The sequence below is a fragment of the Sulfurimonas sp. genome (assembly GCF_028694895.1).
In the GTDB taxonomy this organism is placed as follows: domain Bacteria; phylum Campylobacterota; class Campylobacteria; order Campylobacterales; family Sulfurimonadaceae; genus Sulfurimonas.
In genome coordinates this window covers 1-15,884 of the sequence record NZ_JAQVKA010000035.1, presented here as the reverse complement: position 1 = coordinate 15,884, position 15,884 = coordinate 1, and the positions used below count along the sequence as shown (strand labels likewise).

Below are 15,884 nucleotides of genomic sequence, written 5' to 3'. Positions count from 1 at the left end.
GAAGTATTTTGTCTTGCCTTGTTTATCTATTATCTCATATTCGCTTGACCAAGTAACCAAAGAAGGCTTTCCAAGTTTACCCATAACAACGGTACAGGCGTCAACACACTCTAAACAGTTAATACACTCAAGTTGTAAGCCTTTACGTATATCAATATGTGTCGGGCAAACAGTTACACAACTCTCACATGCCGTACACTCCGCGTGAGCTTCAACAGCTTGAAGGTCTTTTTGTTTTGTAAATACCTTCTCTTTGTCGTCGTTATAAATATGCCCGCCCCTATTTGTGTTATAAAGCGCCATAACAGTGTTTTCATCATATAAAACAGATTGTATTCTTGAGTATGGGCATACATAGATACAATAATCTTCTTTTAAAAACACAATATCATACACAAGAAAAAGTGCAAAAGAGAGTAAAGTACCAAGTAAAATCATATGATCAAGCGGGTTTTGCATATATGCGAAAAAATCTTCTGGCGGTACAAAAAACCACAGAAGGTTTGCACTAGCAACTAGTGAGAGTACAATCCAAAGTAAAACAGCAACAGCTTTTTTTACCTTGTTTTTAGCAATACTCATATCTGGTTCTTGTTGCTTGTTTTTAATGCGTTTTCTAAGTTTTAGTAGTTTTGTCTCAATTACATCACGATAGATAACACGAAAAATAGTTTGCGGACAAATCCATCCACAAAAAACTCGCCCCCCCATAACCGTCATACCAAAAATCCCTAAAAACAGCATCATAAGTAAAAATGGTAAAAGATATAACTCTTGCATATCAAACTGAACAAATCCAAGATGAAGCTTTAATTTATCAAAACTGAGTAGAAAAAAGTGGCTACCATTTATCTCTACCCAAGGCAAAACTAAAGCCATAACCGTAATTAAAATAAAGAAATAGTACCTCTTGAATCTCCAAGGTGTAGGTAATTTTATAGTAGTTGTCTCTTGGGTCATAAATACTCCTTCTCTTATTATTTTTTATGATATTTGACATATTTTTGCCAAAATTATATCGAAAAAATATAAATTTTATCATGCACTATAATAATAATTATAAATTTATCTATATTTTTTATAAAAGTCTTTTTTATGCTCTCTTAGGATAAAATCGTCCACTATTATTTCACTAAAAAGATTTTGCATGACAACTAAAGAATATATCCTAAAAACTATAAAAAAGAGACCTTTAATCATTGACGGTGCTATGGGGACACAACTTCAACAACGAGACGACAAAATCTCAAAAGAGGCTTGGGAGGGCAATGAAGGATGTAATGAACTTCTAAACGTTACCGCTCCTGAGATACTTAGCGAGATTTTTCATGCCTATTTAACTGCTGGTGCAGATTTCATCACAACTAACACTTTTGGCTCATTCTCTTGGGTTTTAGATGAGTACCAAATAGGGCACCGTGCTTATGAGCTTACATATGCAGGAGCAAAAATTGCAAAAGATGAGTGTAACAAATTCTCAACTACTGAGCATCCTCGTTTTGTTTTAGGCTCAGTTGGACCAGGTACAAAGCTTCCCTCACTTGGACATATAACTTATGACATCATGTACGAGGGTTATACAGAGTTTTGTTTGGCTCTCATAGATGGTGGTGTTGATCTCTTTTTACTAGAGACATGTCAAGACCCACTCCAGATAAAAGCAGCACTTCATGCCTGCAAGGAAGCCTGCAGAGTTAGAGAAGTTGAGATTCCTATCATGATTTCTGTAACTATTGAGCTCAGCGGAACTATGCTTATCGGTACAGATGCTGAGACAATCGCTACTATTTTAGAGCCTTTTGACATCTTAAGTCTTGGTTTTAACTGTGGAACTGGACCAGAACAAGTACTAAAACATGTAAAAACTCTTAGCGAAGTATGGCACAAACCTATCAGCGTTCATGCAAACGCAGGTCTTCCTCAAAACCGTGGCGGATATACTTACTATCCGATGGGACCTGATGAATTTGTAAATCAGCAAGAAAAATTTTTACACTACGATGGTGTAAGCTTTTTAGGTGGATGTTGTGGAACTACACCTGAGCATATTCGCGCACTAAGGGACAGAGTCACAACCATCACTCCTAAATCTGCATCTGGTTCTCACAAAAACTCTATAGCTTCACTTTTTAGTACAGTTCCTCTTATGCAAGAACCTGCCCCACTTTTAGTTGGCGAGCGCTCTAACGCAACAGGCTCAAAAGCATTTAAAGACCTTTTACTTGCAGAAGATTACGAGGGAACTCTCAGCGTTGCTCAGCAGCAAGTTCGTGCGGGAGCTCATGTTCTAGATGTAAATGTTGGCTTTGCTGGTCGTGGCGAGACTAAGGATATGGACTCTGTTATGAAGATGTATGCTCAAAAAATAGCTCTTCCTCTTATGCCTGACTCTACTCAAACTACTGGACTTGAGACTGCTCTGAAAAATATTGGTGGAAAACCTATTTTAAACTCTGTAAACCTTGAAGATGGCGAGCCAAAATTTGATGAAGTTTGTGCACTTGCTAAAAAATATGGGGCTAGTCTTGTTTGTCTTACAATCGATGAAGTTGGGATGGCAAAAACCATAGAAGACAAAATAAAAGTTGCAGATAGAATCATAGATTTAGCTACTAATCGTCATGGAATTAAAAAAGAAGACCTTGTTTTTGATGTACTCACGTTTACCCTTGCATCTGGTGGTTCAGAGTACTTTGATGCAGGTATAAACACCATAGAAGCCATAAGACAACTACGAGTTAAGCACCCTGAAGTAGGAGCAATACTTGGTCTTTCAAACATATCTTTTGGTCTTGATAAAGATGCCCGCCCCTACTTAAACTCTATGTTTTTACATCACTGTATTCAAGCTGGTCTGACAGCAGTTATCATAAATGTCCAACACATCATACCTCTAAACAAAATTTCTCAAGCTGATCAAGATATTTGTGATGACCTTATCTTCAATCGCTTGCCAAATGGTGAAGCACTTTTTAAATTTATTGAGCATTTTAGCACTAAAGAAGTAGTTAATAACGATGCAGTTGATGAAGCTTATTTGGCGATGAGTGATGAACAAAAGATTGCAAAACTTCTTATGGACGGCGACAAAGATAGGATGATACCTTTAGTTGAAGAGGCTCGTCACAAAATAGCTCCTGAAAAGATTGTAAATGAAATTTTGATTGATGCCATGAAAGTTGTTGGTGAGCTTTTTGGTTCAGGTCAAATGCAGTTGCCATTCGTACTTCAAAGTGCTGAGACTATGAAAAAAACTGTTGATTACCTAAATCCATATCTTCCAAAAGTAGAAAAAAATGTAGATACAACTTTGGTTCTTGGAACGGTAAAAGGTGATGTTCATGATGTTGGTAAAAACCTTGTAGATATCATCCTCTCAAACAACGGTTATAAAGTAGTAAACCTAGGTATAAAAGTAGAAATTGAGAAGTTTATAGAGGCTATGAAAGATGGAAATATATCAGCTCTTGGCTTTAGTGGTTTACTTGTAAAATCAACACAGGTCATGCAAGAAAACTTCAAACTCTTAAAAGAAGCTGGTGTCTCTATACCGGTGTTGATAGGTGGAGCAGCACTTACGCGTAGCTTTGTTGATGATTTTTGTCGTCCGTTTTATGATGGACCAATCTTTTATTGTAAAGACGCTTTTGATGGTGTAACTGCTATGACCCGTATCGAAGCTGGAAATTTTGATACAAATCTTCATCCAAAGGATGATCAAGAAAAAATTATAAAGATAAAAGAGGAAGTTATCATTCCTCCATTTAACGAACTAAAAATGCCATCGCGTGATGTTCAAGTTCCGACACCTCCTTTTTGGGGAAGACGTGTGTTAAAGCTAACACCTCAGCAGATAGAGATGGCATTTGAGTGGATAAACCACAAACTACTTTTTAAATCACGTTGGGGATATAGTTCAAAAGGGCTCACTGAAGAAGCTTATGAAAAACAGTTAAATGATGTAGTTTGGCCAGCTTATGAGAAGTTGAAAAAACGCTTCATTGAAGAAAAACTCTTTGAGCCTACTATCCTCTATGGATACTGGCCATGTAGAAGTGATGATGACTCTTTACTTATTTTTGATGAGAGCAGAGGCTATAACTCTCAAAGTGAGATAAACCGTGAAAGTCTTGAGGATGCAAGGGGCAAAGCTATAGAGAAGTTTACTTTCCCTCGTCAATCAAAGCAACCTCACAGAGCCCTTAGCGACTTCTTTCATAGTGATAGAGATGATGTAGTTGCCTTTACATGTGTAAGTGCTGGAGCAAAGCTAAGCGAGGCTGAGAGGGAGATATATGCTAGAGGCGAATATACAGAGTACTATCAATTTCATGGTCTTGGAGTTGAGCTAGCTGAAGCTTTAGCAGAGATAGCACATAAACAGATAAGACTTGATTTAAATATCTCTGAGGGTGAGGGAAGTAAACTTAGCGATGTGCAGATGAATAGATATCAAGGCTCAAGATATTCATTTGGTTATGCTGCGTGTCCAGATTTGGAGCTTAACCGTCCTCTATTTAATCTCTTAAAGCCAGAAGAGTTTGGAATTGAGCTAAGCGAGACATTTCAGATTCATCCAGAGCAATCAACATCTGCTCTTGTAGTTTATCATCCAAATGCAACTTATTACAACGTATAGCTTTTTGTAACACTTCTTAAACTTTGTCATTAATTGACAAAGTTAACTCACTATCATCTATACTTCATACTATAATGTATCAAACAATATAAAGGATATAAAAATGAAAAAAATAAAATCTCTTGCTGTCGCGTTAGTTCTCGGTGCTGGTTCGCTGTTTGCTGGTGTATATAAAGTTGATCCTTCTCACACGGATGTTAGTTTTTCAGTAAAGCACATGATGATAAGTACTGTAAATGGTCAGTTTGAAAAGTTTGATGGAACTTTTGAGCTAGATGAAAAAAATAATCTTACAGCACTAAGTGGTGAAATGGATGTTGAGTCAATAAATACAAACATTGCAAAAAGAGATGCACACTTAAAATCTGATGAAATATTTGACGCAAAACAGTTTCCAAAAGTTACATTTGTTCTTGATAAAGTAAAAGGCGATAAAGCTTATGGAAAACTAACTATCAAAGGTATCACAAAAGACGTAGTTCTTGATTATGAGTTTGGTGGTACTGTAACAGATCCATGGGGCAGACAAAGAGCTGGCCTTAGCCTTAGTGGAAAACTAGATAGAAGAGACTATAACATTACATGGAATCAAGCTCTTGAAGCTGGTGGCGTTGTTGTAAGTGAAGTTGTAAAACTAAATGTTAACATACAAGGCATACTAAGCGCGGATGATGAGTTTTAACTCTAATCCTCTCTTTGGCTAAGAGTTACTTCTTAGCCTCTTCTTCTATAACTCAAAGCCTCTAAGACATGGCTCTTTTGTATCATAACACTTGATTCCAAATCTGCAATCGTGCGGGATACCTTTTGAACTTTTTTTATAGCTCTAAATGAGAGCGAAAACTGCATTATTGCTCTTTGTAAAACGGCAGCAGCTTCTTCATCTAAAATACAAAATTTATCAACCTCTGCATCGCTTAGCTTGGCGTTAAAGCCTCTTTGGCCTCTTTGTTTTACTATTTTATGCACATCAATAACTTTTTTGTGCATCTCTTTTGAGCTTATAGTTCCTCTGTCATCTAAAGATACATCTTGCATCACGACACATAGGTCTATCCTATCTAAAAATGGTTCTGAGAGCCTGTTTTTATATCTTTGAATCTCAAGTTCACTACATCTGCACTCTTTATCTTTATGAAGTAGGTTTCCACATGGACATGGATTCATAGCACTTACAAATAAAAAATCACTAGGATACTCTATCTTGGAGTTTACTCTTGAAATCCGTATCTTGTTATCTTGAAGTGGCTCTCTAAGGGATTCTAAAACACTCTTTGAAAAATGAGGTAACTCATCAAAAAACAGAACTCCTCGATGCGCCAAACCAACCTCTCCAATTTTTGCAGTGTAACTACCTCCACCAAATATGCTACCCATAGTTGATGTGTGATGTGGTGCACGATAGCTTCTAAGAGGCATAAAGAGCGGCTCTTTTGCCTCAAGTGCATCCAACTTTGCAATATCTAAAATCTCATCACTACTAAGAGGAGGCAATATATATCTAAGACGCTGTGCTATCATACTTTTTCCACATCCTGGACTTCCTTCTAAGAGAAGATTATGAAATCCTGCGGCGCTTATGAGTGCCGCCCTCTTTGCTATCTCTTGGCCTTTAACATCTAAAAAATCCTCAACATACTCTTCATCAAAATAATAGAGTTCATTATTTACACTTATGTTTGGATACTCTATCTTTTTATATATTATATTTGGCGTAATATTTGTACTGTTTTTTAAAAGCTCTATTGCCTCTTTTAAGTTTTTTACACCATAAAAATCTATATTTGGTATATTTGAGAGCTTATCTAAACTCTCAAATGGAACAATTGCTTTTTTGATTACTTTTTGATTAGCAAGCGAGAGCAGAAGCGGGTATAGTTGAAGATTTTCCTTTACAACACCATCAAGTCCAAGTTCTCCAAAAACAAACCACTCACTTAAATCTTCCTCTATATAATCAAGTGCGATTAAAAGAGCCATGCTAAGGTCAAACTGACTTCCCTCTTTTTTCACATCACTTGGAGCTAAATTGATTGTTATACGTTTTGGTGGAAATATAAACTCATTACTAAGTAGCGCAGATTTTACACGCTCTTTTGCTTCATTTATAGATGCGCTCACCATTCCAACAACGCTAAAAGAGGGCAACCCTTTTGTAAGCGTGGATTCAACATAAACAACTTTAGCTTCTATGCCCTCATATGTGGCGCATGCAACCATTTTCATAGTATTAACCTCTATTAAGTTAATACTATTGTACTATTAAAATTTTTAGGTGTGATAAAATATGACAAAATGTCATTAAGTGGGTTAAACCTTGGAGAGTTTTTTCTCTTTTAGAGCTTTTTTATACTCTTTTTCAAACTTTTTTCTGCGAGAGTATGAGAGTTTATCTATAAATAGCACTCCATTTAGATGGTCTATCTCATGCTGGATTGCAACGCTCAGCAATCCTTCTGCTTCAATAGTTTTTGTATTTCCTTCTCTATCTTGATAGTTTACGCAAACTCTCTCAAATCTACTTATGTCCTCATAAAAACTAGGTACACTTAAACAACCCTCTTGATAGATAGTTTCTCCCTCGTTTATAGTTATGATAGGATTTATCATCTCTATTAGAGCCTCACGTGACTGTTCATCATTTTCATCTGGAATATTTAAAAGTAAAACTTGCTTTGCATGTCCAACCTGAATGGCAGCTAAGCCTATACCTCTTGACTCTATCATAGAATCATACATAGCATCAAGAAGTTTATGTAACTCTTCATCAAACTTCTCTACTACTTTAGATTTCTCTTTTAACCTCTTATCGGGGTATTCTACTATCGTTAATTTCATTTTTTAAATACTCTTAAGTGTGTCGTAATAAAACCGCATAGTCTAATTTAGGGTTTTCATACGCCTTTTCTACTCCATCCATAGAGCTCACTATAATCTCTTCTACTGAACTATCTTCTGTTATATCAGTGATACCTACAGAAATTTTAAGTTGGATTTCGCGGTCTCCAAAAAAGAAGTTACTATTTGATACAAGTTCACAAAGTCGCTCACTTGCTTTTTTGGCACTCTCTATATCCGTATGCTTTAAAAGCATAACAAATACGCCGTTGCCATAATGAGTAACTATATCACTTCTTCTTGAAGTCTTAAGAAGAATCCTTGCTACAGTTTTTGTCATAAGAATAACTGCTTTTTCATTTGCAACACTTTCTCTTAAATCACGTGATAATTCGATCATAATGAGCGAGCTCTTATGTTTAGATTTTCGTATCAAGCTAATTTCTTGTTCAATTTTGCCCATCAAATAACGTTTATTATAAACACCATATTGATTGTCAAAGATAGTCTCATTTTCAACATTTTTTATAATCTTTGCAGTATCGTCATACATAGTTTTTATGCTACCGCTCTGCTTTTTGACTATCTCATTTAGTTTCAATATATCAAGGCCAAGTGAAGTAGCAACATTTTTTGCGTCTTGCATATCACTACTGCCTTCTAATTCTTGCTTTCTCTTCTCAAGAATTTTAGCCATTAGAGCCATATTTTTATACAAATTTGCAGTAACATTGAGAATGTTTTTTATATAAGAAAACCCCTGTTTTAAACTCTGCTCAATCATGATAGAGTTCTCTGCATCATTATTCTCTTCAAGCTCTAACATAGAAGTAATATGTGAACGTGTGCTTTGACTTTTATCTTCTAGCAGCCTGTCAAAATAGAGTGTAAAATTATTTGGTGTTGGCGGTAATCCCGCTTTAATAAGGGCTGTTAAAACCTCTTTTGAGTATTGCTCCAATTCGCCTTCAGGCTCAGTAGCTACATCTCTGTCTGTAACCGTAGCTAACGGCTTTGCAGCTGTGTTATCACGACGCAATTTAGTTCTTATAGGTCCAGCCATACACCAACTCCTTTTGTTATTTACTCTTTAGTCTTCTTTAGTAAAACTTCATCTATCATGCCATACTCTTTTGACTCCTCGGCACTCATAAAGTTATCTCTATCTGTATCTTTTTCTACTTTTTTTACACTCTGTCCAGTATTTTTTGCCAAAATAAGATTGAGCTCTTCTTTCATACGAAGAATCTCTTTAGCTTGAATTGCAATATCTGTAGCTTGACCTTGAGCACCACCAAGAGGTTGATGAATCATAATTCTTGCATGAGGAAGAGCGTATCTCTTGCCCTTTGCTCCGCTTGAGAGTAAAAATGCTCCCATTGATGCAGCTTGACCGACACATATTGTAGCAACATCAGGACGGATATAGTTCATAGTATCATAGATAGCCATTCCAGCAGTTACAACACCACCTGGAGAGTTTATATAGAAGTAGATATCTTTCTCAGGATCTTCTGCTTCTAAAAAAAGCATTTGTGCCACTATTGATGAGGCAACTGCGTCATTTACCTCTCCACTTAGCATGATGATTCTATCTTTTAAAAGACGAGAGTAAATATCATAAGAACGTTCACCACGAGCCGTTTTTTCAACTACGTAAGGGATATAACTCATATAATTAAGCCTCTTTTATCTTTGAGTTAAGAATCTGTGTAAGCACTCTATCTTCAACCATTGACATCTGAATTGCAGGTAAATAACCAGCATTCTTATACTTATCATACGCCGCTCTTGGGTCTTGCCCCATTTGCATAGCTTCATAGTAAATCGTCTGCATTACTTCATTTTCATCTACTTTAATTTTCTCTGCAGTTGCAAGTGCATCTATAATAAATGTAGCTTTTACACTTTTTTGAGCATCCTCGCGGAATGTTTCACGAAGCTCTTGAAGTTTATCGGCATTTTCGCGAAGTTCTTTAATCTCATCTTCACTCATCATGCTTGCTTTTTTGTTAAGTGAAACATCAATCTCTTGCTCTACTACAAAATCAGGCAAGTCAAAATTAATTTTTGCAACAAGTGTCTCTAGTAGCGTAGGCTTTAACTCATCGTTATAAAGTTTACTAAGAGCCTCATTTTCTAGTTGAATCTTAAGTTGAGTTCTTAAGTTTTCTAAGCTCTTATCATCTTGACCAGCAAGCATCTTTGCAGCAAAAGCTTCATCAACTTCTACTTTTACTTTCTCTTGGATATTATGAAGTGTTACTTTAAATTCCGAGTCTTTTCCAGCTAGTTTATCAGAACCATAACTCTCTGGGAATGTTACTTTTATAATTTTTTCTTCACCAATTTTCATACCAACAACTTGCTCTTCAAAGCCAGGGATAAATTGTCCAGAACCAAGAACTAGTGCAAACTCTTTTGCAGCTCCACCTTCAAAAAGTTCTCCATCAACAGAACCTTCAAAGTCAATTATTGCACTATCACCATTTTTTGCTGCTCTTTTTTTCTTTAGCTCAACAAACTTACCTTGTGAATCAGCTAGTTTTTCTAATCTTGCTTCAACATCTTTATCGCTTATCACAGGTTTTTTAAAAGGTTTAACCATATCAGCGTATTTATCAAGGTTAATCTCAGGTCTCATAGCAACCATAACAGTTACTTCGATTTTATCTTCACCTTTGTTAAACTTAGAGATATTTGGCTCTCCAATTAATGCGCTCATTTCTACTTTTAACTCATCAAGTCCCTTGTTTAAAACCTCACGTAGTGCTTCTGCTTCTGCATCTTGGATTAAACGCTCACCATACTGTTTTTTTATAACAGCTACTGGAACTTTACCCTTACGAAAACCTTGAACCGAAGCTGTTTTTGTTAAATTTTTAGCAATTTTTTCTATGTTTGCGTCTATTGTCGCTTTTGGGATTTCTGCTTCAATTTGAGCATTTGCACTATTAATTTTATTCGTTTTGATTTTCATCAATTTCCTTTTTTATTTGATTTTATGAACTATTACGCCAAAGATATCTTGTTCTTGAGCATCACTAATGGTAATTAAAATTTGAAGTTTAAAACATCAAAATCTAATCTTATTTCATTACAATTTTGGCAATATTACCTTAAATCTGCTTTTATCTATCTTTAGGGTAAATTTTTACAAAGTTTAGGTTTAAAATTAAGCAGAAGTATCCATGCAACTGCCACATCTATCATCACATCAGCAAAGTTAAACACAGCAAAATCAAACCCGCAATGCCAATAAACCATATCCACAACACCGCCGTGTACAAATCTATCATAGATATTTGAAAATGCACCGCCAAGCATCAATCCAGCTGGCAAGGCATAGCAGAGTTGCTTTAGATAAATCATATACCCAAACAAGCCCAAAACCAAGACAAGTTGAATATATTTTAATGACTCATCCAAAAAGGCAAACATTGAAAATGCCACCCCTTTGTTATAAACTAAAATCAGATCAATACAATCACTATAATATCTATACCCATCCACAAAAAGTGACTTGATATTTTGATCAATGATAAAGATACCAACTATCGTAAAGACGAGTATTGTTAAGTAACGAAGTGTTTTATTATGCATTTAGAGCTTTTTGAAAAAATTCTATCATATCGTCCATGTAAAGGTTCATTTTTTTGGCATCTTTGCACTCAAGTAAAACCCTTAACTTATTTTCAGTCCCTGAGTAACGAACAAGATGATGAACCTCATTTTTATCAAGTTCTTTGAGTTTTTCATCAAGCCCTGCTATCTCACTAAGAGGCTTTTTTATCTTTACTTTTATATTTACAAGTTTTTGAGGATATAGTGCAAATGGGCGAAGCGCTTTTGAAGCCTTTTGGGAAGTCTTTAGTAGAAGTGCTAAAACCTGAAGTGCAGCAACTAAACCATCACCAGTTTTTGCAAAATCACTGATTATTATATGTCCACTCTGCTCACCACCAAAGTTTATTCCCTCTTTTTTCATAACCTCTAAAACGTTTTTATCGCCTACATCTGAGCGCAGAAGTTTTAATCCCTTCTCAGATATAAAGTCATCCAAACCTTTATTGCTCATAACTGTTGATACAATTCCGCCACCCTTTAGTGTACCTCTGTCGTTCATAAAAGCACCAAGAGCACCAAGAAGTTGGTCTCCATCTACAACCACACCCTTCTCATCTACTATTACTACTCTATCAGCATCTCCATCAAGTGCTATTCCTAAATCTGCTCTGTACTTTACGACACTATCACAAACATCTTTTGTATTAAGCGCGCCACAACCGTCATTTATATTAAAACCATTTGGCTTATCGTGTAAAACAATAACCTCTGCACCAAGCTCTTCTAAAACTGTTGGCCCAACTATATATCCTGCACCATTTGCCGTGTCTAAGACTATTCGCATATCTTTAAGGGATAGCTCTCTAGGGAATGAATTTTTTAGCTCAACTATATAACGTCCTATTACGTCATCAATTCTTTTTGCTTTACCTATATATTTACCTTGAGTTTGAGCCTCTAAAATTCTATCTTTATCAAAATAGATTTTTTCTATCTCCTCTTCAACGCTGCGAGGAAGCTTATCCCCACACCCATCAAAAAATTTAATCCCATTATCTTCAAAAGGGTTATGAGATGCACTTATCATAATACCAGCATCACAGCGCATATTTTCAGTTAAAAATGCAATAGCAGGTGTTGGCATAGGACCAATTTGAATTACATCATATCCTATAGCAGTTAGCCCGCTAACAATGGCATTTTCTATCATATAGCCACTTCTGCGTGTATCTTTGCCAACCAAAATTCTATTTGTGATAGAGTGCGACTTAAAATATATCCCAGCAGCCATAGCCACTCTCATAGCCAGTTCCGCTGTTAAAAACACACCAGCTTCACCCCTAACTCCATCTGTTCCAAATAATTTCATGATATTTTCCAAAGTTTAAAGTGCCGTATTTTAACATATTTAAGCAATAATATTGAAATAGTTAGATTCTAGCTTGGCTTTAACTTAATTTTAATTATTTTTAAGCTAATATTCTGCACTAAATTTATGAGAAGGACTCATGCATGGCAAATCACAAGTCATCAGTTAAGAGAATTCGCCAAACTATCGTTCGTGCAGAGCGTAATCGTTTTTACAGAACTCGTCTTAAAAACATTGTAAAAGATGTTCGTTCTGCAGTTGAAGCAGGTAACAAAGAAGAAGCAAGTTCAGCAATGGGCGTAGCAAACAAACAAATTCAAAAATTTGTAAGCAAAGGTATCTTAAAAAAAGAGACTGCTGCAAGAAAAATTAGCCGTCTGCACAGAGCTGTAAACGCTATATAAGGTTAACAGTATAAATGTTAGCCGATAAACTTACCCCGTTTATCAATCGTTATAATGAACTTGGCGAAATGCTAAGTTCACCCGACATAACCTCCGATATCAAAAGAATGACCGCCCTCTCAAGAGAAAGATCCTCCCTAGAAAAAATTGTTGAAAATGCAACAGAGTATAAATCTGTAATTGCTCAAATAGTTGATACAAAAGAGATGCTTTACGATGCAGAAATGGCAGAGATGGCAAAAGAAGAGCTCAAAGAACTTGAGATGAAAATCCCAATTTTAGAAAATGAGATAAAACTTCTTCTTCTCCCAAAAGATCCAAATGACGATAGAAATATCATCGTTGAGCTTCGTGCAGGTGCTGGTGGAGATGAAGCTGCTATATTTGTTGGAAATCTTTTTGAAGCGTACACTCGTTATGCTGATTTAAAAAATTGGAAAGTTGAAATTTTAAGTAGCTCCCCTTCTGATGCAGGTGGTTATAAAGAGATTATTGCTCTTATTCAAGGGGATCAAGTTTATAGCAGATTGAAGTATGAAGGTGGAACTCATAGAGTTCAGCGCGTTCCAGCAACTGAATCACAAGGACGCGTACACACATCAGCAATCACTGTTGCGGTTATGCCAGAAGTTGATGATGTTGAGATACAGATAAATGAAAATGATCTTAAAGTTGACGTTATGCGCTCATCTGGTTGTGGCGGACAAAGTGTAAACACAACAGACTCTGCTGTTAGGATTACTCACTTGCCAACAGGTTTGGTAGTAACCAACCAAGACCAAAAATCGCAACACAAAAACAAAGAAAAAGCGATGAAGGTTTTAAAAGCAAGACTATATGATTTAGAGATGCAAGAAGCAATCGCTAAAGATAGTGCAAACCGTTTAGCTCAAGTAGGCACTGGCGATAGAAGTGGACGTATTAGAACGTACAACTATCCACAAAACCGTATGAGTGATCACAGAATAGGCGTAACACTATATAGACTAGCAGAGATTATGCAAGGCGGACTCATGGATGAGATTGTGGAACCGCTTATCGCAGATCACCAATCAAAAATAGTCGAAGCTGCAGGACTTTAAAAAGCGTCTATCTCAGCAGAGAAGACACTTTTTACTCTGCCCTTAAATGTAATCGTTCTATCATTTACACCAAGATATAGAGTCTCACCACTAGTTGGATAGACCTCTATATCATTACCAACTATCTTTTGAGTGTATGCCATAAAAAAAGCCGCTGCCATGCCAGTTCCACAAGCTAAAGTCTCATCTTCAACCCCGCGCTCATAAGTTCTAACTCTTAAGTTTTTTCCATCTACAAAAGCTATGTTTACATTGGCATTATATTTATATCTAAGCTCTCTTGCTTCTTTGATATCAAACATGGTTATATCATCCACAAAATGAACTAAATGAGGAACTCCCGTATCAAGGAGCCACCATGATTTATCATTTTCTATAATCTTTTTATCCACTATTTTTGGAGGAGTAAGCTCACTTAAAACCATATCTCCATCAACAACAGCTTCTATTACTCCAGCTCCAGTTAAAAACTTCATCTTATTTTGCGCTAACTCATTTACAAAAGCATAATGCGCACTTGCTCTTGAGCCGTTCCCGCACATATTTGCTTCACTTCCATCAGAGTTATAAAACTGCCACTCAAAATCAATCTTTGATTGATTTGCTTGAAAATCATATTCATTATGGGGAAGAAGTACTATAAGTCCATCAGAGCCTATACCGTTTTGTCTATTGCAGAGTTTTTTAGCAAGAAGGCTTCTATCTTTTTTGACAAATGTATGAAAAATCACAAAATCGTTTCCGTTTGCACTATATTTTGTTACTCTCATTTTTTCTCCAGATATTTAGCTTTTATCTTCTCTACAAACTCTTCACACTCTCTTTGAAGGTGTTTCAAATCCTTAGAGTTATCTATCACCCAAGTCGCTCTTTTTTTCTTCTCTTCTATATCCATTTGAGACTCTATACGTCTAAGCGATTCCTCTTTTGAGTAACCGTTTCTTTTTATAAATCTCTCTAGCTGAAGCTCTTTTGGAACATAGACAACAACGCTCTCTTTTATATCATAAGCACCACTCTCAAAAAAAAGCGGTATATCTATGAGATATGGAAACCTAAATGCATCCTGTTTTATGCTTCTTTGTTCTATCTCTGCTCTTATCTTTGGGTGTAAAAAACTCTCTAACTTTTTTTTTGCAACTTTATCTGAAAAAATCAGAGTTCCAAGTTTAGCACGATTTACGCTCATGCCCTCTACAAACTCATCTCCAAAGTTTTCTCTAACCCACTCATACGAAGCGTCAAGTATTTCATGTGAAATTGCATCAGCATCTATAACTCTCATGCCATTTAATGCAAGGAGCGAAGCAACTGTACTTTTTCCAGTAGCAATTCCTCCACTTAAAGCTATAGCATACTCAAAGCCGCGCTTCTTAAGAGGCGCCATTAGTTTTTGATGATTCCTAAATACTCTTTACGGATATAATTACCCATAGCAAAAGATGCTACATGTACATCACTATTGTAGTAGCTAAGTCCGTCTATCATATCTGCACGTTGTAAAATCACATCCGCAGTTGGGTGATACTCTTTAGAAGCTAAAAGTGCTGTTTTAGCGCCTTGCACGCTATATGGCATTATGATTTTAAAGTATTTTCCAAGTATCTTCATCAAGCTTTTATTAGCATCCGTATCATCCAAAGATGGATGAGTAGTTACAAACTGTCCATCTTTTTTTAACACTCTATTTATATGTGCAAAAAATGCCTCATCGCCACTCATTTCTGAAATAATAACATCAAAACTATCATCACTCAAAGAGCTTATCTCGTTAAGCGAGCAGTTAATTGTTGTCAAACTTGACTCTTTATGTCTTGCAATCTCTGCACTAAGCAACTCTGGTGTATTACTTATTACTAAAATATCTTTTGCCTCTTTAGACGTACATAAAGGCACGTGTACCATCATTTCATTGTAGATAAAATCTCTCATTTTTATAATTTCCTAAGTTGTTTTGTGCGATTTTAACATATTAGAATTAAAAT

General features: G+C 36.0%; 15 protein-coding genes. 4 read left to right on the top strand and 11 right to left on the bottom strand.

Features of this window, described 5'->3' with window-relative positions:
• Positions 1-960, bottom strand: a 960-nt coding sequence (ccoG, locus tag PHI38_RS05830; RefSeq protein ID WP_299853782.1) for a cytochrome c oxidase accessory protein CcoG, incomplete at its 3' end; no start/stop codon positions are given.
• 187 nt (positions 961-1,147) lie between these two features.
• On the opposite strand from ccoG, the gene metH reads away from it, so the two are divergent.
• Both metH and PHI38_RS05820 read left to right on the top strand, forming a co-directional pair.
• Positions 1,148-4,639, top strand: coding sequence for a methionine synthase (gene metH, locus PHI38_RS05825; RefSeq protein ID WP_299853780.1), 3,492 nt, complete (start codon positions 1,148-1,150; stop codon positions 4,637-4,639).
• Between the two features lie 103 nt (positions 4,640-4,742).
• A complete protein-coding gene (locus PHI38_RS05820; RefSeq protein WP_299853778.1) occupies positions 4,743-5,321 on the top strand; it encodes a YceI family protein in 579 nt (192 codons plus the stop codon).
• A 32-nt stretch (positions 5,322-5,353) separates the two neighbouring features.
• Here the strand turns inward: PHI38_RS05820 and PHI38_RS05815 are convergent, their stop codons facing one another.
• The 7 genes from PHI38_RS05815 to glmM all read right to left on the bottom strand — a co-directional run bounded on the left by PHI38_RS05815 (position 5,354) and on the right by glmM (position 12,413).
• Complete coding sequence (locus PHI38_RS05815) at positions 5,354-6,865, bottom strand: YifB family Mg chelatase-like AAA ATPase (RefSeq protein WP_299853776.1); 1,512 nt, start codon at positions 6,863-6,865, stop codon at positions 5,354-5,356.
• An 84-nt stretch (positions 6,866-6,949) separates the two neighbouring features.
• Positions 6,950-7,477: a peptide deformylase gene (gene def / locus PHI38_RS05810; RefSeq protein WP_299853774.1), complete on the bottom strand. Its 528-nt coding sequence runs from the start codon at positions 7,475-7,477 to the stop codon at positions 6,950-6,952.
• Positions 7,478-7,490: 13 nt separating this feature from the next.
• Positions 7,491-8,540 (bottom strand): GGDEF domain-containing protein, encoded by a 1,050-nt coding sequence (locus PHI38_RS05805; protein WP_299853772.1) that lies wholly within the window; start codon positions 8,538-8,540, stop codon positions 7,491-7,493.
• A gap of 20 nt (positions 8,541-8,560) precedes the next feature.
• Positions 8,561-9,151 (bottom strand): ATP-dependent Clp endopeptidase proteolytic subunit ClpP, encoded by a 591-nt coding sequence (gene clpP, locus PHI38_RS05800; protein WP_299853770.1) that lies wholly within the window; start codon positions 9,149-9,151, stop codon positions 8,561-8,563.
• A gap of 4 nt (positions 9,152-9,155) precedes the next feature.
• Positions 9,156-10,457 (bottom strand): trigger factor, encoded by a 1,302-nt coding sequence (gene tig, locus PHI38_RS05795; protein WP_299853768.1) that lies wholly within the window; start codon positions 10,455-10,457, stop codon positions 9,156-9,158.
• Positions 10,458-10,618: 161 nt separating this feature from the next.
• The gene (gene lspA / locus PHI38_RS05790; protein WP_299853766.1) at positions 10,619-11,080 is read right to left on the bottom strand and encodes a signal peptidase II; all 462 of its coding nucleotides are present in this window, start codon (positions 11,078-11,080) and stop codon (positions 10,619-10,621) included.
• Positions 11,073-12,413, bottom strand: a complete 1,341-nt coding sequence (gene glmM / locus PHI38_RS05785; protein WP_299853764.1) for a phosphoglucosamine mutase — start codon at positions 12,411-12,413, stop codon at positions 11,073-11,075. The genes lspA and glmM overlap by 8 nt, the downstream gene beginning before the upstream one ends.
• 143 nt (positions 12,414-12,556) lie before the next feature.
• Here glmM and rpsT point away from each other — a divergent pair, with 143 nt between their 5' ends.
• Complete coding sequence (gene rpsT / locus PHI38_RS05780) at positions 12,557-12,817, top strand: 30S ribosomal protein S20 (protein ID WP_299853761.1); 261 nt, start codon at positions 12,557-12,559, stop codon at positions 12,815-12,817.
• A 14-nt stretch (positions 12,818-12,831) separates the two neighbouring features.
• The gene (prfA, locus tag PHI38_RS05775; protein WP_299853759.1) at positions 12,832-13,899 is read left to right on the top strand and encodes a peptide chain release factor 1; all 1,068 of its coding nucleotides are present in this window, start codon (positions 12,832-12,834) and stop codon (positions 13,897-13,899) included.
• On the opposite strand, the gene dapF is transcribed toward prfA, so the two are convergent.
• The 3 genes from dapF to PHI38_RS05760 are packed head-to-tail and all read right to left on the bottom strand — an operon-like array spanning position 13,896 to position 15,831.
• Positions 13,896-14,669, bottom strand: a complete 774-nt coding sequence (dapF, locus tag PHI38_RS05770) for a diaminopimelate epimerase (protein WP_299853757.1) — start codon at positions 14,667-14,669, stop codon at positions 13,896-13,898. The genes prfA and dapF overlap by 4 nt on opposite strands.
• Positions 14,666-15,286 carry a dephospho-CoA kinase gene (gene coaE / locus PHI38_RS05765; protein ID WP_299853754.1) on the bottom strand — a complete coding sequence of 207 codons (621 nt, stop codon included), beginning with the start codon at positions 15,284-15,286 and terminating at the stop codon, positions 14,666-14,668. Before coaE ends, dapF begins: the two co-directional genes overlap by 4 nt.
• Positions 15,286-15,831 (bottom strand): methyltransferase domain-containing protein, encoded by a 546-nt coding sequence (locus tag PHI38_RS05760; protein ID WP_299853752.1) that lies wholly within the window; start codon positions 15,829-15,831, stop codon positions 15,286-15,288. Before PHI38_RS05760 ends, coaE begins: the two co-directional genes overlap by 1 nt.
• Positions 15,832-15,884 lie beyond the last annotated feature (53 nt).

Bases quoted from the DNA above. Each gene is read 5' to 3' on its own strand.
- PHI38_RS05760 (WP_299853752.1), bottom strand. From the start codon at position 15,831: ATGAGAGATTTTATCTACAATGAAATGATGGTACACGTGCCTTTATGT.
- rpsT (WP_299853761.1), top strand. From the start codon at position 12,557: ATGGCAAATCACAAGTCATCAGTTAAGAGAATTCGCCAAACTATCGTT.
- def (WP_299853774.1), bottom strand. From the start codon at position 7,477: ATGAAATTAACGATAGTAGAATACCCCGATAAGAGGTTAAAAGAGAAA.
- dapF (WP_299853757.1), bottom strand. From the start codon at position 14,669: ATGAGAGTAACAAAATATAGTGCAAACGGAAACGATTTTGTGATTTTT.
- prfA (WP_299853759.1), top strand. From the start codon at position 12,832: ATGTTAGCCGATAAACTTACCCCGTTTATCAATCGTTATAATGAACTT.
- PHI38_RS05815 (WP_299853776.1), bottom strand. From the start codon at position 6,865: ATGAAAATGGTTGCATGCGCCACATATGAGGGCATAGAAGCTAAAGTT.
- coaE (WP_299853754.1), bottom strand. From the start codon at position 15,286: ATGGCGCCTCTTAAGAAGCGCGGCTTTGAGTATGCTATAGCTTTAAGT.
- clpP (WP_299853770.1), bottom strand. From the start codon at position 9,151: ATGAGTTATATCCCTTACGTAGTTGAAAAAACGGCTCGTGGTGAACGT.
- PHI38_RS05820 (WP_299853778.1), top strand. From the start codon at position 4,743: ATGAAAAAAATAAAATCTCTTGCTGTCGCGTTAGTTCTCGGTGCTGGT.
- glmM (WP_299853764.1), bottom strand. From the start codon at position 12,413: ATGAAATTATTTGGAACAGATGGAGTTAGGGGTGAAGCTGGTGTGTTT.
- PHI38_RS05805 (WP_299853772.1), bottom strand. From the start codon at position 8,540: ATGGCTGGACCTATAAGAACTAAATTGCGTCGTGATAACACAGCTGCA.
- metH (WP_299853780.1), top strand. From the start codon at position 1,148: ATGACAACTAAAGAATATATCCTAAAAACTATAAAAAAGAGACCTTTA.
- lspA (WP_299853766.1), bottom strand. From the start codon at position 11,080: ATGCATAATAAAACACTTCGTTACTTAACAATACTCGTCTTTACGATA.
- tig (WP_299853768.1), bottom strand. From the start codon at position 10,457: ATGAAAATCAAAACGAATAAAATTAATAGTGCAAATGCTCAAATTGAA.